The 19,998-nt window shown below is 60.8% G+C and carries 23 protein-coding genes; 14 read left to right on the forward strand and 9 right to left on the reverse strand.

What is annotated here, in order from left to right:
• Window positions 1-156: 156 nt before the first annotated feature.
• Entirely contained in the window at window positions 157-1,101 is a 945-nt protein-coding gene (locus C5L12_RS25815; protein WP_105374906.1) for an AEC family transporter, read from the reverse strand.
• Between the two features lie 359 nt (window positions 1,102-1,460).
• On the opposite strand from C5L12_RS25815, the gene C5L12_RS25820 reads away from it, so the two are divergent.
• Window positions 1,461-2,453 (forward strand): adenosine kinase, encoded by a 993-nt coding sequence (locus C5L12_RS25820; protein ID WP_105374907.1) that lies wholly within the window; start codon window positions 1,461-1,463, stop codon window positions 2,451-2,453.
• Here C5L12_RS25820 and C5L12_RS25825 read toward each other — a convergent pair.
• Window positions 2,446-2,985, reverse strand: coding sequence for an SH3 domain-containing protein (locus C5L12_RS25825; RefSeq protein WP_170109136.1), 540 nt, complete (start codon window positions 2,983-2,985; stop codon window positions 2,446-2,448). The genes C5L12_RS25820 and C5L12_RS25825 overlap by 8 nt on opposite strands.
• Window positions 2,986-3,142: 157 nt before the next feature.
• On the opposite strand from C5L12_RS25825, the gene C5L12_RS25830 reads away from it, so the two are divergent.
• Window positions 3,143-4,147, forward strand: coding sequence for a 2-hydroxyacid dehydrogenase (locus tag C5L12_RS25830; protein WP_105374908.1), 1,005 nt, complete (start codon window positions 3,143-3,145; stop codon window positions 4,145-4,147).
• Here the strand turns inward: C5L12_RS25830 and C5L12_RS25835 are convergent, their stop codons facing one another.
• The 3 genes from C5L12_RS25835 to recF are packed head-to-tail and all read right to left on the reverse strand — an operon-like array spanning window position 4,148 to window position 6,564.
• Window positions 4,148-4,621, reverse strand: coding sequence for a GNAT family N-acetyltransferase (locus C5L12_RS25835; RefSeq protein ID WP_105374926.1), 474 nt, complete (start codon window positions 4,619-4,621; stop codon window positions 4,148-4,150).
• 11 nt (window positions 4,622-4,632) lie between these two features.
• On the reverse strand, window positions 4,633-5,403 hold the full coding sequence (locus C5L12_RS25840; protein ID WP_105374909.1) for a molybdopterin-synthase adenylyltransferase MoeB: 771 nt from the start codon (window positions 5,401-5,403) through the stop codon (window positions 4,633-4,635).
• Window positions 5,404-5,439: 36 nt separating this feature from the next.
• Window positions 5,440-6,564 (reverse strand): DNA replication/repair protein RecF, encoded by a 1,125-nt coding sequence (gene recF, locus C5L12_RS25845; protein ID WP_105374910.1) that lies wholly within the window; start codon window positions 6,562-6,564, stop codon window positions 5,440-5,442.
• A 711-nt stretch (window positions 6,565-7,275) separates the two neighbouring features.
• Here recF and C5L12_RS25850 point away from each other — a divergent pair.
• The 4 genes from C5L12_RS25850 (at window position 7,276) to C5L12_RS25865 (ending at window position 10,272) form a co-directional block, all read left to right on the forward strand.
• Window positions 7,276-8,778 carry a globin-coupled sensor protein gene (locus C5L12_RS25850; RefSeq protein WP_425350830.1) on the forward strand — a complete coding sequence of 501 codons (1,503 nt, stop codon included), beginning with the start codon at window positions 7,276-7,278 and terminating at the stop codon, window positions 8,776-8,778.
• A 60-nt stretch (window positions 8,779-8,838) separates the two neighbouring features.
• Window positions 8,839-9,372, forward strand: coding sequence for a cupin domain-containing protein (locus C5L12_RS25855; RefSeq protein WP_105374911.1), 534 nt, complete (start codon window positions 8,839-8,841; stop codon window positions 9,370-9,372).
• A complete protein-coding gene (locus tag C5L12_RS25860) occupies window positions 9,365-9,571 on the forward strand; it encodes a SlyX family protein (protein WP_105374912.1) in 207 nt (68 codons plus the stop codon). The genes C5L12_RS25855 and C5L12_RS25860 overlap by 8 nt, the downstream gene beginning before the upstream one ends.
• A gap of 119 nt (window positions 9,572-9,690) precedes the next feature.
• Window positions 9,691-10,272, forward strand: a complete 582-nt coding sequence (locus C5L12_RS25865) for a LysE family translocator (RefSeq protein ID WP_105374913.1) — start codon at window positions 9,691-9,693, stop codon at window positions 10,270-10,272.
• Window positions 10,273-10,327: 55 nt separating this feature from the next.
• On the opposite strand, the gene dnaJ is transcribed toward C5L12_RS25865, so the two are convergent.
• The 3 genes from dnaJ to C5L12_RS25880 all read right to left on the reverse strand — a co-directional run bounded on the left by dnaJ (window position 10,328) and on the right by C5L12_RS25880 (window position 16,050).
• Window positions 10,328-11,464 carry a molecular chaperone DnaJ gene (gene dnaJ, locus C5L12_RS25870; protein WP_105374928.1) on the reverse strand — a complete coding sequence of 379 codons (1,137 nt, stop codon included), beginning with the start codon at window positions 11,462-11,464 and terminating at the stop codon, window positions 10,328-10,330.
• A 96-nt stretch (window positions 11,465-11,560) separates the two neighbouring features.
• The gene (gene dnaK, locus C5L12_RS25875) at window positions 11,561-13,462 is read right to left on the reverse strand and encodes a molecular chaperone DnaK (RefSeq protein WP_105374914.1); all 1,902 of its coding nucleotides are present in this window, start codon (window positions 13,460-13,462) and stop codon (window positions 11,561-11,563) included.
• A gap of 194 nt (window positions 13,463-13,656) precedes the next feature.
• Window positions 13,657-16,050, reverse strand: coding sequence for a transglycosylase domain-containing protein (locus C5L12_RS25880; RefSeq protein WP_105374915.1), 2,394 nt, complete (start codon window positions 16,048-16,050; stop codon window positions 13,657-13,659).
• Window positions 16,051-16,259: 209 nt separating this feature from the next.
• Between C5L12_RS25880 and C5L12_RS28490 the strand changes: the two genes are divergently transcribed.
• The 7 genes from C5L12_RS28490 to C5L12_RS25915 all read left to right on the forward strand — a co-directional run bounded on the left by C5L12_RS28490 (window position 16,260) and on the right by C5L12_RS25915 (window position 18,651).
• Window positions 16,260-16,433, forward strand: coding sequence for a hypothetical protein (locus C5L12_RS28490; RefSeq protein WP_165924206.1), 174 nt, complete (start codon window positions 16,260-16,262; stop codon window positions 16,431-16,433).
• Window positions 16,434-16,556: 123 nt separating this feature from the next.
• A complete protein-coding gene (locus C5L12_RS25890) occupies window positions 16,557-16,739 on the forward strand; it encodes a hypothetical protein (protein ID WP_105374917.1) in 183 nt (60 codons plus the stop codon).
• Between the two features lie 138 nt (window positions 16,740-16,877).
• Window positions 16,878-17,090: a hypothetical protein gene (locus tag C5L12_RS25895; RefSeq protein WP_105374918.1), complete on the forward strand. Its 213-nt coding sequence runs from the start codon at window positions 16,878-16,880 to the stop codon at window positions 17,088-17,090.
• Between the two features lie 94 nt (window positions 17,091-17,184).
• On the forward strand, window positions 17,185-17,436 hold the full coding sequence (locus C5L12_RS25900; protein ID WP_105374919.1) for a hypothetical protein: 252 nt from the start codon (window positions 17,185-17,187) through the stop codon (window positions 17,434-17,436).
• Window positions 17,437-17,509: 73 nt separating this feature from the next.
• Window positions 17,510-17,707 carry a hypothetical protein gene (locus C5L12_RS29140; RefSeq protein WP_105374920.1) on the forward strand — a complete coding sequence of 66 codons (198 nt, stop codon included), beginning with the start codon at window positions 17,510-17,512 and terminating at the stop codon, window positions 17,705-17,707.
• 283 nt (window positions 17,708-17,990) lie between these two features.
• Window positions 17,991-18,203: a hypothetical protein gene (locus C5L12_RS25910; protein WP_132411928.1), complete on the forward strand. Its 213-nt coding sequence runs from the start codon at window positions 17,991-17,993 to the stop codon at window positions 18,201-18,203.
• A 76-nt stretch (window positions 18,204-18,279) separates the two neighbouring features.
• Window positions 18,280-18,651 (forward strand): hypothetical protein, encoded by a 372-nt coding sequence (locus C5L12_RS25915; RefSeq protein ID WP_132411926.1) that lies wholly within the window; start codon window positions 18,280-18,282, stop codon window positions 18,649-18,651.
• Between the two features lie 17 nt (window positions 18,652-18,668).
• Here C5L12_RS25915 and C5L12_RS25920 read toward each other — a convergent pair whose 3' ends face one another.
• Window positions 18,669-19,154 (reverse strand): YbaK/EbsC family protein, encoded by a 486-nt coding sequence (locus C5L12_RS25920; protein ID WP_105374923.1) that lies wholly within the window; start codon window positions 19,152-19,154, stop codon window positions 18,669-18,671.
• A gap of 459 nt (window positions 19,155-19,613) precedes the next feature.
• Between C5L12_RS25920 and C5L12_RS25925 the strand changes: the two genes are divergently transcribed.
• Window positions 19,614-19,823, forward strand: a complete 210-nt coding sequence (locus C5L12_RS25925; RefSeq protein ID WP_105374924.1) for a cold-shock protein — start codon at window positions 19,614-19,616, stop codon at window positions 19,821-19,823.
• Window positions 19,824-19,998: the final 175 nt, after the last annotated feature.

The raw sequence follows: 19,998 nt of genomic DNA on the forward strand, positions 1-19,998 counted from the left end.
AAACCCAGGCGCCAGGCCGGGAGAACTACGGGCCTGACGACCTCAACTGCTCCAACCGCCCGGTGCGGACCCGCATGCCGGGTGGTGTGGGAGGGGCGGAGCCAATAGGCTCCCCCCTATCCCGATTCCGGTGCGAGTTCGATTCCTTAACGATGCTTAGCTCAGCAGCCAGGCCCAGAAGCTGACGGTAATGACGCCGAAGGCCGTGGTGATGCTGATGACCGAGGCGGCCAATCCGTGGCCGGAGCGGAAGCGCTGCGCGATCAGCCAGGCATTGATCCCGGTCGGCACCGAAGAGGTCAGCACCAGGGCGGCCGCCCAGTCGTGCGGCAGGGCAAACAGATAGCTCATCAGGAAGACGAGGGCCGGCAGCAGGAGCAGTTTCAGGATGGCCGCCGTTCCCGAAAGCCCGATATCGCCGCGGATCGGATATTGCGTCAGCGCCATGCCGATCGAAATCAATGCCACGGGCGCGGCTGCCGCCGAGAGATGATCGATGACCATTGCGATCGCGACCGGCAGATGCAGGTCGAGGAAGTTGAAGCTCACCCCGACCACCAGCGCCAGCACAAGCGGGTTGCGGGCGAGATTGGAGCCGACCTGTTTGAGAATTTCGGCAACGGAGCGTTTTTCCCCTCCATCGACTTTCGAGACTGCCCCTTCCATCAGGATCGTGCCGACCACCATCATCAGCGGCAGATGGATCGCGAGCAGAATAGAGATCGCCACCAGCCCGTCCTTGCCGACGATATTGGCGACCAGCGGCAGGCCGATGAAGACGTTGTTGGCAAACGAGGCGGACATGCCCGTAATGACGCCGACTTTGGCGTCGCGGCGGAAAAGCCGCGTGGCGAGAAGGTGGCCGACGGTCCAGGTGCCTGCAACGCCGAGGAAATAGGCCGCCCACAGCCGGAACGGAGAAACGCCTTCGAAATGCGCGTCCGCAAGCGTCCGGAAGATCAGCATCGGCACCGCGATCTTGAACACGAACTCACCGAGCGCGTCGCCGGTTTCCTGCTTCAAAATGCCGGTCTTGGCAGTCACCCAGCCGATCAGGATCAGGATGAAGACGGGCACGACATTCAGAAAGACGGAGGACAAGGCAGCATGGCTTTCGCAGAGGTTTCCTACGCTCTAGCGTATATGGGCAGCTGCGACAAATGCGTTTCCGGCAGAGGAGCCCTTGCTGGTCGAGACGTTATCGCAGGGCAAAAACAAAAAAGCGGGGCAATACCCCGCTTTCCCTCCTGGTCTCGTCCAGGCTCCGGAATGTCTGCCGCCAGTTCATCCGTGGTCGGCCACACAATCGGATGGCTATTTCTATAGCCTTCAATCGTGACAGCGACATGACGCAGATCAAAGTCCCGTTTTTATAAGGGCTGCGACTGTTTCTTCTTCCAATCGCCTGAAAAGCCGACTACCGCTTTCCGCGCAAAATCTGCAAGAAGGACCAAGACCGTATGCCCAAGTTCGACGTGCTGACCATCGGTAATGCCATCGTTGATATCCTCGCCCGCTGTGAAGACAGTTTCCTGAGCGAGAACTCGATCATCAAGGGGGCTATGAACCTGATCGATGCCGAACGGGCCGAACTTCTTTATTCGAAGATGGGTCCGGCGGTCGAGGCTTCGGGCGGGTCGGCTGGTAACACGGCGGCTGGCATTGCAGGGTTCGGTGGCAAGGCAGCCTATTTCGGCAAGGTCGCGGAAGACCAGCTCGGCCATATCTTCCAGCACGATATCCGCGCTCAGGGAGTCTATTACCAGACGACGCCGGAGGGTACCAATCCGCCGACGGCTCGTTCGATGATCTTCGTCACGCCGGATGGCGAGCGCTCGATGAATACCTATCTCGGCGCCTGCGTCGACCTCGGGCCTGAACATGTCGAAGCCGATGTCGTTGCCGAAGCGAAGGTGACCTATTTTGAAGGATATCTTTGGGATCCGCCGCGGGCCAAGGAAGCGATTCGCGAAGCCGCAAGGATTGCGCACGCGAACGGTAGGGAAGTCTCCATGACGCTCTCCGATCCGTTCTGCGTCGGCCGCTATCGTGCGGAGTTCCTCGATCTCATGCGTTCCGGCACGGTCGACATCGTCTTCGCCAACAAACAGGAAGCGCTCTCCCTCTACGAGACCGAGGATTTCGAACTGGCGCTGGAAAACATCGCGCGGGACTGCAAGCTCGCGGCTGTGACGCTTAGTGAAGAAGGCGCGATCATCGTTCGCGATGATGAACGGGTGAAGGTCTCGGCCTATCCGATCAGGGAACTGGTCGATACGACCGGAGCGGGCGATCTCTTCGCCGCCGGCTTCCTGTTCGGTTACACCCAGGGCCGTTCGCTGGAACTTTGCGGCAAGCTCGGCTGCCTTGCAGCTGCAATCTGCATCCAGCAACTCGGTCCGCGGCCAATGGAGTCGCTCCAGGAGGCCGCCCAAAAAGAAGGCCTTATTTAAAGGCTTCGCCCGGGTAGGCGCCCCAGATCTCGGCTTGGGGAACCCAGCCTTCGGTGCCGTTGGCTTCCGCGCGGCACCAATCGCCGTTGCATTCCTCCACCTTCAGAAAGACGCCGGGTTCCAGCTTGGCGATGATGGCGGCGCTGCTCTGCGGATCCCGGCGCATGTTCACGTAGATGTCCTTGCCCTTGCCGCGCATCCATGGGGCAGCGACCGCCGTACGGTCTCCAGACAACAGTGCCTGGTTGACCCAGCCTTCGGTGCCCTCGGCATCGCGGACGCGCCGCCAGTTTTCGTATTCCTGGATGATTTCCATGGGCGTCCCGGACTTCATGTACATCCAGGAGACGGCGTAGTCGGTGCTTGGACCGATTCGGATATTCACCTTTTTGGACTTCAGGCTGACGAAACGCGGCAGCGGCAGACCGCTCGGGCCCTTCGCGCCTTGTGCGTAAGCCATGGCCGAAGCGGAGAGACAGGTGACGAAAGCGAGGATGAAAACGGTAGAGGCACGAAGAATGACGCGACGCATGGGTTTGGTTCCGGCTGAAGGACCATCGGGCGCCACGCAGACCGTGCGAGGTTTTGTTTGTCTTCGCCAACGGGTCTGGTAGAAAACGCCCTGGATGAACCCGAATATCGCGCGACTTGGTTAAGGACCTCCTAAAAGGAGCCAGACAGAGAGCTGCATGACGGCGAAGAAGAAACCCACGGTCTATATTACCCGCAAGCTTCCGGACGCGGTGGAAACCCGCATGCGCGAGCTATTCGAAGCCGAGCTCAATACCGACGACGCCCCGCGCTCCCGCGATGAGATCGTGGCCGCGATGAGGACTGCCGATGTGCTGGTGCCGACGGTGACGGATCGAATCGATGAGGCGCTGATCGAGGAAGCCGGTCCGCAGCTGAAACTGATCGCCAGCTTTTCGAACGGTATCGACCATATCGACGTGGATGCCGCGGCCAAGAAGGGTATCACCGTTACCAACACGCCGAACGTCCTGACGGAAGATACCGCCGACATGACCATGGCGCTAATCCTTGCGGTCAATCGCCGGCTGGTGGAGGGTTCGCGCATCCTGACCGACAAGCCCGGCGACTGGGGCGGCTGGAGCCCGACCTGGATGCTGGGGCGGCGGATCTGGGGCAAGCGCATCGGCATCGTCGGCATGGGCCGGATCGGAACTGCTGTGGCCCGCCGGGCCAAAGCCTTTGGCCTGTCGATCCACTACCACAACCGCAAGCGAGTAAACCCGGCGACGGAGGAAGAGCTGGAGGCAACCTATTGGGACAGCCTCGACCAGATGCTTGCCCGGGTCGATATCGTCTCGGTCAACTGCCCCTCGACGCCGGCGACCTTTCACCTGCTCTCGGCCCGCCGGCTGGCGCTGATGCAGCCGAGCGCGATTATCGTCAATACCGCCCGCGGCGACATCATAGACGAAGCGGCGATGATCCAGCTGCTGCGCGACAACAAGATCTATGGCGCCGGTCTCGACGTCTACCAGAACGAACCTGCGGTGAACCCGAAACTCGTCAAGCTCGCCAACCAGGGCAAGGTGGTGCTGCTGCCGCATATGGGTTCGGCGACGCTCGAAGGGCGGATCGACATGGGCGACAAGGTGATCATCAACATCCGTGCCTTCTTCGACGGACACCGGCCGCCGAACCGGGTGCTCCCCGGCCGCAACTGATCAGGCAAGCCGCTTCCGCATTTCGATGGAAGTCACCCTATCATAGCCGGGATGGGAGTTTTCGGCGGTCTTTTCGAAACCCCATTTCGAGAAGGCCAGATGGTTGCCGGTGAGTTCGATCCGGGTCTCAAGCCGCAGCGCCGACAGACCGTTCTTTCTGGCAATTTCCTCTGCGACGGCCAGCAGCCGCCGGCCAAGCCCTTTCCGTTGATGGCTGGGCGCAATGGCGAGTTTACCGACATAAAGCGAACTCGGCTCGATCTTGCAAAAGACGCAGCCGACGAGCTTTCCGTCTTCGACGGCCGCAAAGCCGATCTCCTCCCGGGCCTTCTGCGCCAAGGACGCCAACGTCAGCCGGTGGGCGGAGGAGGGCGGGTCGATGACCTCATCCATATAGGCAAAGGAGGATAGGATAAGCGCAAGCAGCTCGTCCCACCGGCCGAAGTCCTCGCTGATCGGGACAATCGTGATCATTTCAGACGTCATCATTCGGCAGCAGCTCTTGCCGCGCGGCGCTTGTATTTGATCACGTCGAAGCGCGCCGAAAGCGCATCGTAGAGCATTAGGCGACCGATCAGCGGCTCGCCTATGCCGGCGATGAGCTTGATCGCTTCCATCGCCATCAGCGTGCCGATGACGCCGGTCAGCGTTCCAAGCACGCCCGTTTCTGCACAAGAGGGGATCAGGCCTTCCGGCGGCTTTTCCGGGAAGAGGTCCCTATAGGTCGGGTTAAGCGATCCGTCCGGCCCAGCCTCGTAAGGCTTGAGCACCGTCAGCGAGCCGTCGAAGCGGCCAACCGCACCGGTGACAAGAGGGATCTTTTCCAACTCGGCGGCGTCGGCGGCGGCATAACGGGTGTCGAAATTGTCGGAGCCGTCAATCAACAGGCTGAAGCCCAACAGGTGCCGGGCCGCCCATTCCATCGAAAATCGCTCTTCGAAATCAACGATCCGGACATGCGGGTTGAGCCGCGCGAGCGTCTGCCGGGCACTTCTGGTCTTCATCTCCCCGACCGTGCCGGTGTCGTGAATGACCTGCCGCTGCAGGTTGGAGAGTGAGACGCGATCATCATCGATGATGCCGAGCGTACCGACCCCCGCCGCGGCGAGATATTCCAGAATGGGCGCGCCAAGGCCCCCGGCTCCGATCACCAGCACGCGGGAACTCTTGAGTTTCTGCTGCCCCGTGCCGCCAATCTCCGGCAGCAGGATGTGTCGGCGGTAACGTTCGATTTCTTCAGGCGTCAAGCTGTCCATCGCAATATCATAACATCGCCAGCTGATCCGTGTAACTCAGGATGTGACTGCGCCATGCGTGACCGTAAAGAATTGCGCGCGGTCGGAGAGAGCCGAAAACATGCTCCGGTCGGTACCGGTCATGAAGGCCTGGCCGCCAAGGCCGTGAACCAGGTCGAACAATGCGGCGCGGCGGCCTTCGTCGAGATGGGCAGCGATCTCGTCGAGAAGCAGGACAGGCGCATAGCCCGTCATATCGGCGGTCAGCCGCGCATGCGCCAGCACGAGGCCGATCAAAAGAGCCTTCTGCTCGCCGGTCGAGCAGCGCTCGGCCTCCATGTCTTTCTCCCTATGCCTGACCAGCAGATCGGATCGATGCGGGCCGTCCAGCGTCCGGCCGGCGGCGGCGTCGCGTCCGCGGTTGATCCGCAGCATCTCCAGATATTCTTCCTCCAGTTCGGCCGCAGGGCGATCGGGGGATCCGTCCATAAAACCCTCAAGAGCCAGAACCGGAGTGGGAAATGGAGTTTCGCCGGATCCGGCCGAGAGGGTTCGCAAAAGGCCCAGCATTTCCTGCCGGGCGGCGGCCATGGCAATGCCCAGACCCGCCATCTGCGTCTCGATTCCTGAAAGCCAGGCAGGATCGAAACGGCCTTCGGACAGCAGACGATTGCGGCTGCGCATGGCGCGTTCGAAATCGCTTGCCCGGCGGCCGTGCGCGGGGTCCAGAGACAATACGAGCCGGTCGAGAAATCGTCTGCGATCGGCAGAAGGACCGGTAAAGAGGCCGTCCATTGCAGGCGTCAGCCAAAGGACGCTCAAATGATCGGAAAGCTCCTCCGTCGATTTCGCCGGCGTCCCGTTGATCCGGACCTTGCGGGTCACGCTCTCGCCATCTGCGGTCTCGATGCCGGTGCCGATCGCGACTTCACCTTCCATGCCCTCGACCGCCGCGAAGATGGCAAAGCCGCCGGATGCCCCGACGCGGCTGACATCGGTAAGCACGGCGCGTCGCAAACCGCGTCCCGGAGAGAGAAAGGAGACCGCTTCCAGAAGATTGGTCTTGCCGGCGCCATTCTCGCCCGTCAGCACCACATGCCTACCGTCAAGGGTCAGCGATACGTCCGCGTAATTGCGGAAGTCGGTGAGCTTGAGCCGGGAGAGGAAAGTTTTCTGAGCCATCGGATTCTTGTTCGTCGTCGCACAGGAGCTAAGGGCTCGGGCGAAGGAAGGCAAGCGTTCGCCTTCACGCGACAGCTCTTGCCCGTGTTTTGGAGAGCCCACACGAATGCGGAACCTCATTGGAATTGTAGAGTGTGGCTCCGCATTCGCGTGGCCTTCGGCGTTCTCTCGGGGTGTCCAGCCCCTACAGGTGATCATCTCGCCTCGCTGCGTGGTCTTGTTCACGCCCGTCCTTTCGGGACAGGCTCACCACTTGCACGGCTCAACCGAACCTGGCCCGGCGGCCAGGGGGAGGCTTGATAGGAATGTTCGTCTTGTCGACCAACACTCCATGGCTTTCACCTCTTCCACCATCGCCGCACGTTACGGATCCGATGGAAGCGCCGGCTCCCGCCTGCCCGCGAACGTCTCGCGAAACACTCCGGCGACGGAAGCGGGACAATTGTAGGCACCAAACGGAAGAGGGGGAAACGGGACAGGTTAAGATGTTGATGTTGCTAACAAAGCGGGGGTTTTTATTCCCCTTCTGCCGGAGATCCCCCGTCGATCAGCAACGGCCGCTTCCAGAGAATCATGCGTTTCTGCAGGCAATCCTAATTTATGAATGCCAAAAATTTAGGGGTTATGGCTAACAGAGCGTTAAACCGCGCCGGCACACTAATATTCAACAAATCACTCTCAGTTAAAGCGAGTATTATCGCTGTTGGAGCAATGATGACTGAATCCCGCCAAAAAAACGACTTGATGGAGCGCCTTGACTTCGCGGGGCTTGGCGAGCAGCAGCGCCGCACTCTCGCAACTCTTCAACCACTCATCAAGCAAACGGTTGGAGCAGCGCTCGACGCCTTCTACGGCAAGGTCAAAGCCAATTCCCACACCGCAAAATTCTTCTCCAATGACAGCCACATCGCGCATGCCAAAAGTCGTCAGGCCGCCCATTGGGACGTGATCGCCTCCGGCAAGTACGACGCAGAATATGTGGGCGCCGTCTCCGCGATCGGTCGGGTCCATGCGCGCCTCGGGCTCGAGCCGCGCTGGTATATCGGCGGCTACGCCATGGTGCTGGACGGACTTCTCCGCGCGGTGGTCAAGGAGGAAATGAAAGGTTTTTTCCAGGAGAAAAAGGCCAAGGCTCTCTGCGAGAACCTGACCGCTATCGTCAAGGCGGCTCTGATCGATATGGACTACAGCATCTCCGTTTATCTCGAGGCACTGAACGAAGAGCGGGAGCGGGCAGAGGCCGAGCGGGCAAAGGCCAAGTCGGAGCAGGACGCGGCTCTCGGAGCACTGGATGCAGCGCTCAAAAAGCTGGCGCAGGGCGACCTGACGTCGGAGCTTTGGCAGGAACTGGCCCCAAGCTTTGCCGGTTTGAAGCAGAACTACAATTCCTCGGTATCCGAACTTGATGCAGCCATGCGGGAGATCAACTCCTCGGTTGAGCAGGTGCGGGCCGAGGTAGCCGGCATTTCCGACGCCTCGGACAATATGGCGACCCGTTCCGAGCAGCAGGCAGCGGCGCTGGAGCAGACCGCTGCGGCGCTGGAGGAAATCACCACAAGCGCAGCCCAGGCGGCGCGGCGCACTCGCGAGGTTCAGGCAATCGTGAGGGAATCGGCTACCGAGACCGAGCGATCCGGCCAAGTGGTTGAACAGGCGGTTGCCGCCATGGGAGAGATCGAGCAGTCCTCCCAGAAAATGACCCAGATCATCGGCGTGATCGATGAGATTGCATTCCAGACCAACCTGCTGGCACTGAACGCCGGTGTGGAGGCTGCCCGTGCCGGCGAACAGGGCAAGGGTTTCGCTGTCGTCGCGCAGGAAGTGCGTGAGCTTGCACAGCGATCCGCGGCCGCCGCAAAGGAAATCAAGGAACTGATCGACCAGTCCTCCTCGGACGTGCACCGCGGCGTCGACCTCGTCCACAAGACCGGCGAAGCGCTGGTGGGGATCGGCTCGAGAGTGAAGTCGATAGACGAACACATCAATTCCATCGCCCAGTCATCTCAGGAGCAGGCTTCCGGCATCGACGAAATCAACTCCGCGGTGCGCAATATGGATCAGATCACCCAGCAGAATGCTGCGCTGATGGAAGAGACGAATGCATCAACCCAAAACCTTGTCGGCATCAGCGGCCGGCTGGCTTCCCTGATCGCTCGCTTCAAGATTAAGAACGATCATGAGCATTCGGCTGGCCGGCCGCGGCTGCGGGCTTAACCGATAGACCTGAGCCCCACACTTGGTTAGTGTCGCGCGGTTTCGAAAGGAGACCGCGCGATGACAAAAGAGGAACGCCCTTCCTGCATCGTTCACTGGACTGAGATCGAAGAACCCGACAACAAGCGCTACAAGGGCGACGACGAGCTTATGGCAATCGGCGCACCGTTGGCGCGGCATCTGGGGTTGACGCGCATCGGCATCCATCATCTGCGCGTGCTTCCCGGCCGCCGCACCTCCTTTCCGCATGCCGAAAGCCTCGAAGAAGAGTTCGTTTATGTGCTCGCAGGTACGCCGGAAGTCTGGCTGGATGGAGAAGTGCACCGGCTCAAACCTGGCGATTCGGTCGGTTTTCCTGCCGGTACGGGCCTTGCCCATACCTTCATCAACAACTCAGACCAAGAGGCCGAACTGCTGGTGATCGGTGAGGCAAACAAGGACGAGAATCGCATCTTTTATCCCAAGAACCCGGAGCGGCGCGCGATGCGGTCCGACTGGTGGGACGACGCGCCGGAGCGCCCGCTCGGGGCTCACGACGGGATGCCGGATGCCGTAAGGATCTGGAAAGCAGCAAAGGGATCTTCGAGTGAGTGACGAGGAAAGGCTGGTCAAGCTGGAGGAGCTTGCCGCGCATCAGACCAAGGTGATCGAGGAACTGTCCGATCAGCTTGCCGAGCAATGGAAGGTCATCGAGCAGACGAGAGCCAAGCTCGATCGGCTGACGGAACGCTTCCTTTCGCTTGAAGAATCGTCGCTCGAGGCGCCGCCTATCACCAGGCCGCCGCACTACTGAGGATCGGGCCGCCGAGCACGACGCATTCGGGCTGGTCGTTGCAGCTGGATTGATCAACGTCAATTGAGATGGCGGAAAAGCTGGTAGAGCAAAAGCACCACCATTTCACCAGGTAGATCATGACCCTCGTGCAGTTCACCGTCGCCATCCTGCTGCTCCTCTGCACGCCCGGGCCGACGAATACATTGATGGCGCTTGGCGGCTATTCCCGGGGCTGGGCCAGGGCTTTGCCGCTCACGGCAGGCGAACTCGGCGGGTATCTCACCGTCCTCATTCCGGTCTCGACCGTCGCCGCCCCGTTCTTCACAGCCTATCCCGCAGCTTTGCTTTTTGCCAAAGCGGCCGCCGGCATCTGGGTTCTCTTCCTGAGCTACAGGCTGTGGAATTCGGAGAGGACGACCGGAGATGCGGGCGAGATTTCTCTGGGGCAGGTCTTCGTCACGACACTGCTGAACCCCAAGGCGGTGATCATCGCGCTCGTCATCATGCCGCACGGCGGCCTCCTGGAGCTTCTGCCCTGGCTTGGGCTGTTCGCCGCTCTGGTGCTGCTGGCCGCCAATGGCTGGATCCTGTTCGGCAGCGTGATCGGGCGTACCGAAAGGTTCGAGATCAAGCCGGTTCTCGTGCGTCGCGTGGCGGCGGCCTGCCTTGTCGTTTTCGCGATGATCCTTACCTCCTCCTCCATCCAGTCGCTCGCATAAAAAACGCCGACCCTTCCGGATCGGCGTTCCTAAGTTCCAATACTGAGCGCGAGGCTCAGTTGTCGAAGAATTCCTTCATCCGGGCAAAGAAGCCGGTCGATTCCGGATTATTCTCCTTGGAGGAAATCTGCTCGAATTCCTGCAGCAGTTCGCGCTGCCGCTTGGTGAGCTTCTGCGGCGTCTCGATCTGGATCTGGATATAGAGGTCGCCCGTCTGCGATGATCTGAGCACCGGCATACCCTTGCCTTTCAGGCGAAACTGCTTTCCCGGCTGGGTGCCTTCCGGCACGGTGACGCGGGATTTCGTTCCGTCGAGTGTGGCAACATCGAAAGTGCCGCCGAGCGCTGCCGTCGTCATCGAGATCGGCACGGCGCAATAAAGGTCGGCGCCATCGCGCTGGAAGAACTGGTGCGGCTGAACCGACAGGAAGATGTAGAGGTCTCCCGCAGGTCCGCCGCGTGCACCGGCCTCGCCTTCGCCCTGCAGGCGGATGCGGGTGCCGTCCTCGATGCCGGCCGGAATGTTGACCGACAGCGAGCGTTCTTCGGTGACGCGGCCCTGGCCGTGGCACTTGGTGCAGGGATCGGTGATGGTCTGGCCGCGGCCGTGGCAGGTCGGGCAGGTGCGTTCGACGGAGAAGAAGCCCTGGCTCGCCCGCACGCGGCCGGAGCCCTGGCAGGTGGCACAGGTTTTCGGCTGCGTGCCGGGTTTCGCGCCCGAACCGGAGCAGAGGTCGCAGGTGATCGAGGTTGGAACCCGGATCTGCGCCGTCTTGCCGGCATAGGCTTCTTCAAGCGTGATTTCCATATTGTAGCGAAGATCGGCGCCGCGTTCGCGACCGCCGGACGATCGCCGCGCACGCCCGCCACCCATCATTTCGCCGAAGATGTCTTCGAAGATGTCGGAGAAGCCGCCGGCCGAGGAGAAACCGCCGCCGCCGAAGCCGCCACCGCCCATTCCGCCCTGTTCGAAGGCGGCATGGCCGTAACGATCATAGGCCGCGCGCTTCTGGGGATCCTTCAAGGTCTCGTAGGCCTCGTTGAGCTCCTTGAACTTCTTTTCGGCTTCCGCGTCGCCGGGATTCTTGTCGGGATGATATTTCATGGCGAGCTTACGGAAGGCGCTTTTCAGCTCCTTCTCGTCAGCCGATTTGCCGACACCCAGCGTTTCGTAAAAGTCTGCTTTTGCCATGGAGGTAACCGGCTCCGGAAAGGATTCCGGCTGCACAAGGGCAGCCGGATACGCTGTCAACTATGGTCGAGGCATTGCCATCAGGCAACGTTACGATCAAGCCGACTTCTTGTCGTCCTTGACTTCCTCGTAGTCGGCATCGACGACATCGTCGTCCTTGCCGCCTTCGGAGGCGCCGCCTTCCGCCTGCTGGGCCTCATAGATGGCCTGGCCAAGCTTCATGGAGACTTCCATCAGGGTCTGCGTCTTCGCCTGGATGTCGTCGGCATCCGGTTCCGCGGCCTCGACGGCGGTCTTCAGAGAAGCGATCGCGTCCTCGATCGCCTTGCGGTCGGTCTCGGAAACCTTGTCGCCATACTCAGTGAGCGACTTCTCGGTCGAGTGAACAAGGCTTTCGGCCTGGTTCTTGGCTTCGACCGCTGCGCGACGCTTTTTGTCGGCTTCGGCATTGGCCTCTGCGTCCTTGACCATCTTCTCGATCTCGGCGTCGGAGAGACCGCCGGAGGCCTGGATGCGGATCTGCTGTTCCTTGCCGGTGCCCTTGTCCTTGGCCGAAACCTGCACGATGCCGTTGGCGTCGATGTCGAAGGTGACTTCGATCTGCGGCATGCCGCGCGGTGCCGGCGGCAGACCGACGAGGTCGAACTGGCCAAGCAGCTTGTTGTCGGCGGCCATTTCACGCTCGCCCTGCGACACACGGATCGTCACGGCCTGCTGGTTGTCCTCGGCAGTCGAGAAAACCTGCGACTTCTTGGTCGGGATCGTCGTGTTGCGGTCGATCAGGCGGGTGAAGACGCCACCGAGCGTTTCAATGCCGAGAGACAGCGGGGTCACGTCGAGCAGCAGCACGTCCTTGACGTCGCCCTGCAGGACGCCGCCCTGGATCGCAGCGCCCATGGCCACCACTTCATCCGGGTTGACGCCCTTGTGCGGCTCCTTGCCGAACAGCTGCTTGACGACTTCCTGGACCTTCGGCATGCGGCTCATGCCGCCGACCAGAACCACTTCGTCGATTTCGGCCGCCGAAACGCCGGCATCCTTGAGGGCTGCCTTGCAGGGTGCCACGGTGCGCTGAACGAGATCGTCGACCAGGCTTTCGAACTTGGCGCGGGTCAGCTTCATCGTCAGGTGCTTCGGACCGGACGCGTCGGCCGTGATGAACGGCAGGTTGATTTCGGTCTGCTGCGAGGATGAGAGCTCGATCTTTGCCTTTTCGGCAGCTTCCTTGAGGCGCTGCAGGGCCAGCTTGTCGTTCTTCAGGTCGATGCCGTTGTCCTTCTTGAACTCGGCTGCAAGATATTCGACGAGGCGCATGTCGAAGTCTTCACCGCCGAGGAAGGTGTCGCCGTTGGTGGACTTCACCTCGAAGACGCCGTCGCCGATTTCGAGGACGGAAATATCGAAGGTGCCGCCGCCAAGGTCGTAGACGGCAATCGTCTTGCCTTCCTTCTTGTCGAGGCCATAGGCGAGAGCGGCAGCGGTCGGCTCGTTAATGATGCGCAAGACGTCGAGACCGGCGATGCGGCCGGCATCCTTGGTGGCCTGGCGCTGGGCGTCGTTGAAGTAGGCCGGAACGGTGATGACGGCTTTTTCCACCTTTTCGCCGAGATAGGACTCAGCGGTTTCCTTCATTTTCTGAAGGATCATCGCGGAAATCTGAGCCGGGGAATAGTTCTTGCCGTGAGCCTTTACCCAGGCATCGCCGTTGTCGCCCTTGGTGATGTCGTAGGGAACGAGGCCCTTGTCCTTCTCGACGGTCGGATCTTCGTAACGACGACCGATCAGGCGCTTCACGGCGAACAGCGTATTGGTGGGGTTGGTGACTGCCTGGCGCTTGGCCGGCTGGCCGACGAGGCGCTCGCCATCATCGGTGAATGCGACCATGGATGGCGTGGTACGCGCGCCTTCAGCGTTCTCGATCACCTTCGCGTCCTTGCCGTCCATGATGGCGACGCAGGAATTGGTGGTGCCGAGGTCGATGCCAATTACTTTTGCCATTTCTTCTCTCTCCTTTAAGCGAACCGTCGGAACCCCCTTCAGGCATTCCCTTGACAGTTCCTCGACTGGGATGGTTTCGCAGCATCGGCTGCGGTCATGGGGTATATAAGGACGGGTTTTTCGGACTGCAAGGCGAGAAGTCGCCCGTATCCCAGCAAATATAGGACTTTGCCATGTGCCTTTGCGAAATCGCTTTACTGTCCCATGAGGATGTCGAAAAGCGTGGTCTGCCGAGGCTGCCGCGCGGCAGCGGCGGGACCGACCTCTCCAGGCGGTACGGGACCGCGGCCGACCTCCATGGGAGGAAGGGGGGCAGGCGTATCGTAAGGGCCGCGATATTCGCGGTAATCGCGCACAGGGACATCGGCAGGCGGAACGACGTCGCCGTAGCGGTCGCGTCCGCCATAGGCTGAATCCTGTACCGGAGCACGCGGAGCCGGCGGATAGTCCGGAGGAAGCTCTTCCTGGGCGCGGCGCCCCGCGCCCGGTAGAATCCCCGAAATAATGTCGCCGATCGTCGTGGGCTCCGCATCCGGCTGGACGGCCGGCGGCGGCAGGTCGAGACCGCGCCCGGTCCCGAAGAGCGAGGTCGGCGTATAGCCCTTCATGGCCGCGGTCATATATTCCTTCCAGGCTTTGGCGGGCAGCCCGCCGCCGGTCACCTTCTTCATATAGGTGCCGTCGTCGTTGCCGAACCAGATGCCGGTCGTCATGATGCTGGTATAGCCGACGAAGAGCGCGTCACGGAACGACTGGGTGGTGCCGGACTTGCCGGCGGCCTGCCAGCCATCGAGTCTCGCCGCCTTTCCCGTGCCTTCGTTGATGACGCGGTTCATCATGCTGTTCATGGTTGCCGCGACGGGTTCGCTCAGGACGCGCGGCGGATTGGCATAATCCGCTTCGTAAAGCACCTTGCCCTCTGTATCGAGAATTCGCTTGACGATGTGCGGGGTCGCCTTGTAGCCGCCGTTCATGAAGGCGCCGTAGGCCGAGGTGAGTTCGACCAGCGACACTTCCGAGGTTCCGAGCGCGATGGACGCATTGGATTGCAGCTCGGACTCGATGCCGAGCCGGTGAGCGAGGCTGATCACATTGTCCGGCCCGACTTCCATGACCAGCTGTGCCGCGACGGTGTTGAGCGACTGGGCGAGAGCGGAGGCGAGTGTCACCTCGCCGCGGTATTTTTCGTCATAGTTTTCGGGTGTCCAGTTGCCGATCCTTACCGGCGCATCGTTGCGCACGGAATTCGGCCGCGCGCCGGCTTCCAGGGCCGCTGCATAGACGAACGGCTTGAAGGCGGAACCGGGCTGGCGTTTCGCCTTGACGGCACGGTTGAACTGGCTCGTCGCATAGTCGCGGCCGCCGACGAGCGCGCGGATGGCCCCCGTCGCGTCGACGGACACGAGGGCCGCCTGCGAGGCATTGAGCTTACCGCCTTCCTTCTTGAGGACGTCGTTCAGGGCCTTCTCGGCCGCTTGCTCGAGACGCAGGTCGACGGTCGTCTCCACGACGACATCCGTCTTCGGTTCTCCGATAAGTCCCTTAACTTCGTCGACGACCATGTCTGCCGCATAATGTTGGGCACCGGACCAATAGCTCTTGGCGTTTGCGGGCGGCTGCGACATGGCGGTCTTCAGGTCGCTGTCGGTAATGTAGCCTTCCTCCCGCATGGCGCCGAGCACGACCTGAGCTCGGGCCTCAGCGGCTTTGGGATCGCGGGCGGGCGAAAGGCGGGAGGGCGCCTTGAGCAGTCCGGCAAGCGTCGCGGCTTCGCCGAGATTGGCATCACGGGCGGATTTGTTGAAATAGCGCCGCGACGCCGCTTCCACACCATAGGCGTTCGACCCGAAAAAGACCCGGTTCAGATACATGGCCAGGATCTGGTCCTTGGTGAACTTGTGCTCCAGCCAGAAGGAGAGCAGGACCTCCTGGATCTTCCGCTCGAAGGTGCGTTCCGGCGAAAGGAACAGGTTCTTGGCAAGCTGCTGCGTGATGGTCGAGCCGCCCTGGATGGGCCGGCCGGTCAGGTTGTTGACGAGGGCGCGGGCCAGACCGAGCGGATCGACGCCGAAATGATAATAGAAGCGCCGGTCTTCGATGGCGATCACTGCCTGCGGCAGGTAAGGCGACATTTCCTCAAGCGCCAGCGCTTCGCCGCCGGTCGAGCCGCGGTTGGCGATGACCGAGCCGTCGATGGCCGTGATCTTCATGTTCGGCGGCCGGTCGGGAATGGCCCAGGTGCTGGCAGAGGGCATCTGCGCACCGTAATAAAGGACGAGGCCGCCGACGCCGATGCCTGCCCATATCCCAAGAACCAGACACCAGTAGATAAGAGTCCGCAACGGCGAGAAAAGCCCGCCTTCTCCGCGGCGGCGTGACGGCTTGTTGCGGGAGGGGCGGGCGCGTTCGGATTGCCCTGATCGGGCCCGATTTTCGGAGCGCTCCTCGCCGCTTGCCTTGGGGGAGCGCTTCGCGGTCCGACCATTGCCGACGATCCGTTCCTCAGCGTCGAGGCGTAAATCGTCGTTCTGGCGCGAGCCGTCGAAGGAAGGCTCCACGCGTTTGTCTGGTCTGCCTTTGAACCCCATAATGAGCTGGCGTACCCCCGTCACTTCGCCTGCGGAAACAGGCTCTTACCCAATTGTCTCGTCGCCCGGGCCACTGCTGGACTCTAAATGCGGCGATTTAAGGAGGGGTAAAGGCAGGACTGTCGGCGCCGGAACCCTGCCCGAATCTGGAATGGGCTTGACTTTTATTCACATCCGTGAGAACAAAAAGAGAACATATGGAGTTGCCGATGACCAGAGCAGAACAGGTTATTGAACGCGCCATGGCCGCCGTCGCAGCCTCAAGGGCAATCCGCGAGGCTGAAGCCGAACGCCGGCGCGAGACATTTCAGAAAATTCAGATTGCCAACCAGCGCCGCCCGAACATTCCCAAGGGCATCCAGCTTCCTCTGGATTTCCATTAGGATTGGCTTGGACAGTAGATCGATTCGTCAGCTTGATTTGTTTCTCAAAAAAAGCCGATTCTCCCTGGAACAACAAGAAGGGTTCCGCGTTCTGACGGATTCCACCTTGGAGGAGGGGAGGAAATGATCAAGATTGTCGAGGCGGTCGTGCGTAATGGCGACCAGCGCGTTCCGGTCGGGCTGGTAAGCGTCAAGCAGGCGCTCGAAATGCCTGAGAAGGAAAAGTTCGAATTCAGTCATCCGGCTTACGAAGCCGGCAAGACCGATATTTTTGTGAATCGCGAGACGCTGTCGAAATTGATGTAACCGGCCGAGGCAATCGGCTGGATAGCGGAAATTTACCAATCTTGCCGCCTATCCGCGGCCGGAGACGCGGATTCGTGATTTCGAGTTCATTATGTCCTTGGGTAGATTAAAGCCGCAACCACAACGAAGGAGAATGACATGAAGACATTTCTCGTCGTCGCAGCCGTACTGGGCCTTTCGTCGACCGCAGCCCTTGCGGAATGCGCCGGCCACAAGGTCACGGCGTCTGCCGAGGTCGACAAGGAGGTCACCACGGCCAGCATTGCAGCTTCTGCCGCCGACAAAGCCCGTGAACAAATGGTCGTCCTGAAGCGTCAGCAGACGGAAGAACAGACCGAAGTCACCGAGTAGTCGGCGAGCCCGCGTCGGCTTTCGCAGGCGCGGGTTTTTCGCTGGCTTGGAACCTCTTTTCCCGCCTTGGGTTATCTCCGCAAAGGAGACCATAATGGCCAGGAAATCGTTGGACATCGGCTTTACAGGCGATATCACCCAGGAAACAGGCGCCGCTGCCAAAGCGAGAACCGCAGTTGCTCGCGTGAGGGATGAAGCGGGAATGGTGGCGGCCCATGCGGTCGATCATCCCGCTGCTACGGGCTCTGCGATTGCAGCCGTCGGTCTCCTTGCCTTTGCCGTGGGTTACATGGTCGGCCTGTCGTCTTCTGCGCGGGCTCCCTCCGGGTGGGACCGGTGGCGATAGGGCTATCGTTTACAGAGGGCGGAACCGGCATTGATTTGGGCCGTTCGACTCCTTGAACAGAAAGGAGATCGTTATGCCCAACCGAGACCCGATACCGACGCCAACTTCGGAAACGCCGCGAGGACCGACGCCGACGGACGGCATTCCTGACAGGACCCAGGAAAAGCCCCCTCTTACTCCGGCTCAAGATCCGGGAGATACCAAAAACCCTCAGGATCCCACGCTTGATCCGGCTCTTTTACCCATCGGCGATCCTGCCGGCATGGCTTGACCCTGCGATATGAATCGAGCCTGCCCGGCCTCAGGGCAGGCTCGCATAGGTAGAACCCCTTACGGGTCCACCCCAATATTGCACCCGTTTTATCTTGTTGTTGCCAATCCATTAGAAAAGGCTCACGGTTAATAACCTTTGGTCGGAAAACGTTATCTCTTCCGGCGTCGGCATGGCTGGCGCAAGACTGCTGCAATAGAAGCCGGCGATCAATATCGACGCCACTATTGCAAGAGCGGGGAGATTATCGCCGGTCGTGCCCCAGTTTGATCGGGAGGGTTATATGCCTAGACAGATGGTTCGCAATCCGGTCCATCCGCAGCAGCTGAGCCTGTTGCAGCAGGTCTTTGACGAAACTTGCGCGGAACATCAGATCGACAAGGATAGCCCTGACGCAGAGGCACTGGCCCTCATCCTGGTGAATTCCCTGCAAAAGGGTTCCGACGATAAGGACCAGCTGGCAACGCTCGCCGAGAACCTGGCGAAAAGTCTCTAGCATCCCGGCGGAAACAAGGAACCTATCCCGCCCTTGTCAGTTGACCGATTTCTCGATCAGCAACAAGGAGGCCGGTATGGCAGAGCCAATCAGAAATCTGAAAACGCCCTTGAAGACGGACGCGCCGTCTTTCGATCACGAGTCCGGTGACAACGTCGGCAACGAAATCGCGACCTTGCGTTCGGAGATTGCCAATCTGCGCCAGCTGCTCGCCGAGAAAACCGGCACGGCCTATGAAAAGATCACCGGCCGAGCCAGCGATGCCGCCAGCTATGTCCAGAGCGAAGCCTCCTCGGTGGCCGGGACGATCCGCGAACACCCCGCAGCCACGACCACACTTTTTACCCTGATCGGCGCAATCGGCTTTGCGATAGGTTACGTCGTCGCGACGGCGTCGGCCGAGAGCAAGCAGGCCTGGTATCGCCGCTACCTAGGCGACCGCTTCTAGGAGCAGGGCAACACGCTTTAGGTGGAGGGTTCTCCGCCTGCGGGATCTTGACTGATGTCGACCCAGGTTCCTCCGGTCAGCTCTGCCATGCGCTCCGGCGCGATGCGGACCGCAGCATTGATGGCCCCGGCGGCCGGCAGGACTTCCGCATGCCTCCTGAGCGACAGGTCACAATAGACAGGGATCGCTGAGGCCAGCCCGAAGGCGCAGACGCCGCCGACCGGATGGCCGGTGAGTGCGGTCACTTCCTCTGCGTCGAGCATCCGAGGCTTGGCGCCGAAGCGATCCCGGAACTTGCGGTTGTCGAGCCGGCTCGTGCCGGACATGACGACCAGCGCCGTCATGTCGCCGGCGCGGACGCAGATCGTCTTGGCGATCTGATCGGGCGCCACGTCATGGGCGGCCGCAGCAAGTGCCACGGTCGCCGAACTGTCTTCCGTGACGATCACGTCGAGATCGGGAGCGTGGGCGGCGAAGAAGGCGCGGACGGATTCGAGACTCATGACCCGGAAAATGGCGCAATGGAAACGGGATCGCAAGCGGCAGAGACAGGTATGCGAATTTTGCAATGCTGCGGTGCAAAATCCTGGCTGTTTTTTAAGCTCTGATCCTGTATAACACAATCATCGACGGGCGCACTCCTCCTCCCAGCGCCCCCGATGGGACCAACGACACCTCCTCCTCCCAGTTGTTGGTCAGTTTCAGAAACCCGGCGCACCTCCTCCCGCGCCGGGTTTTCTGCTTTCAGCGATGAGCGTCCCTGCGGCTCTCGCGCCCTCCCTGAATTTCCCGATCTTGACCTTTTTGCGGTAAGACCCTAGATGGTGAGCCATCGATATTTGTTTGATAGCCAGCACTAAGCGCCTCCGGCGTCTGCGACGATCTTTCTTCAAATACGAAACTTCACCGTTCCAAGCGCAGAGCGCGGAATAGTCGGTCATTTGCAAGGGAAAGGCATCGTTATGGCGACCGGTACTGTAAAGTGGTTCAACGCAACCAAGGGCTATGGCTTCATTCAGCCGGATGACGGCGCACAGGACGTTTTCGTTCACATTTCGGCTGTCGAGCGCGCCGGCCTCGGCCAACTCAAGGATGGCCAGAAGCTCTCCTACGAACTCGTCACGGACAAGCGTTCGGGCAAGGTTTCGGCCGACCGTCTTCAGTCGGCTTGATCGTAGAGATCGCGACCAATGTTCGGAAGGCCGGCTTTGCCGGCCTTTTGTTGTGCGCCCAGCATGGGCGCATTCTTGTGGGTGGAAGTCCCACCGTAAGCTGGTCATGGCGAGCGAAGTGAAGCGCAACTGCGGAAGGGCGACCGACCGTGGGGAGGAAGCGTGGATCGAACCT

The organism is Neorhizobium huautlense (genome assembly GCF_002968575.1).
GTDB classification, from domain to species: Bacteria; Pseudomonadota; Alphaproteobacteria; order Rhizobiales; family Rhizobiaceae; genus Neorhizobium; species Neorhizobium huautlense.

Excerpts from the sequence above, each read along its gene's own strand:
- C5L12_RS25825 (WP_170109136.1), bottom strand. The coding sequence starts at position 2,985 with ATGCGTCGCGTCATTCTTCGTGCCTCTACCGTTTTCATCCTCGCTTTC.
- C5L12_RS25835 (WP_105374926.1), bottom strand. The coding sequence starts at position 4,621 with ATGATCACGATTGTCCCGATCAGCGAGGACTTCGGCCGGTGGGACGAG.
- C5L12_RS25820 (WP_105374907.1), top strand. The coding sequence starts at position 1,461 with ATGCCCAAGTTCGACGTGCTGACCATCGGTAATGCCATCGTTGATATC.
- dnaK (WP_105374914.1), bottom strand. The coding sequence starts at position 13,462 with ATGGCAAAAGTAATTGGCATCGACCTCGGCACCACCAATTCCTGCGTC.
- C5L12_RS25890 (WP_105374917.1), top strand. The coding sequence starts at position 16,557 with ATGATCAAGATTGTCGAGGCGGTCGTGCGTAATGGCGACCAGCGCGTT.
- C5L12_RS25925 (WP_105374924.1), top strand. The coding sequence starts at position 19,614 with ATGGCGACCGGTACTGTAAAGTGGTTCAACGCAACCAAGGGCTATGGC.
- recF (WP_105374910.1), bottom strand. The coding sequence starts at position 6,564 with ATGGCTCAGAAAACTTTCCTCTCCCGGCTCAAGCTCACCGACTTCCGC.
- C5L12_RS25910 (WP_132411928.1), top strand. The coding sequence starts at position 17,991 with ATGCCTAGACAGATGGTTCGCAATCCGGTCCATCCGCAGCAGCTGAGC.
- C5L12_RS25865 (WP_105374913.1), top strand. The coding sequence starts at position 9,691 with ATGACCCTCGTGCAGTTCACCGTCGCCATCCTGCTGCTCCTCTGCACG.
- C5L12_RS25880 (WP_105374915.1), bottom strand. The coding sequence starts at position 16,050 with ATGGGGTTCAAAGGCAGACCAGACAAACGCGTGGAGCCTTCCTTCGAC.
- C5L12_RS25900 (WP_105374919.1), top strand. The coding sequence starts at position 17,185 with ATGGCCAGGAAATCGTTGGACATCGGCTTTACAGGCGATATCACCCAG.
- dnaJ (WP_105374928.1), bottom strand. The coding sequence starts at position 11,464 with ATGGCAAAAGCAGACTTTTACGAAACGCTGGGTGTCGGCAAATCGGCT.
- C5L12_RS29140 (WP_105374920.1), top strand. The coding sequence starts at position 17,510 with ATGCCCAACCGAGACCCGATACCGACGCCAACTTCGGAAACGCCGCGA.
- C5L12_RS25895 (WP_105374918.1), top strand. The coding sequence starts at position 16,878 with ATGAAGACATTTCTCGTCGTCGCAGCCGTACTGGGCCTTTCGTCGACC.
- C5L12_RS25920 (WP_105374923.1), bottom strand. The coding sequence starts at position 19,154 with ATGAGTCTCGAATCCGTCCGCGCCTTCTTCGCCGCCCACGCTCCCGAT.
- C5L12_RS25850 (WP_425350830.1), top strand. The coding sequence starts at position 7,276 with ATGATGACTGAATCCCGCCAAAAAAACGACTTGATGGAGCGCCTTGAC.
- C5L12_RS28490 (WP_165924206.1), top strand. The coding sequence starts at position 16,260 with ATGACCAGAGCAGAACAGGTTATTGAACGCGCCATGGCCGCCGTCGCA.
- C5L12_RS25855 (WP_105374911.1), top strand. The coding sequence starts at position 8,839 with ATGACAAAAGAGGAACGCCCTTCCTGCATCGTTCACTGGACTGAGATC.
- C5L12_RS25915 (WP_132411926.1), top strand. The coding sequence starts at position 18,280 with ATGGCAGAGCCAATCAGAAATCTGAAAACGCCCTTGAAGACGGACGCG.
- C5L12_RS25840 (WP_105374909.1), bottom strand. The coding sequence starts at position 5,403 with ATGGACAGCTTGACGCCTGAAGAAATCGAACGTTACCGCCGACACATC.
- C5L12_RS25830 (WP_105374908.1), top strand. The coding sequence starts at position 3,143 with ATGACGGCGAAGAAGAAACCCACGGTCTATATTACCCGCAAGCTTCCG.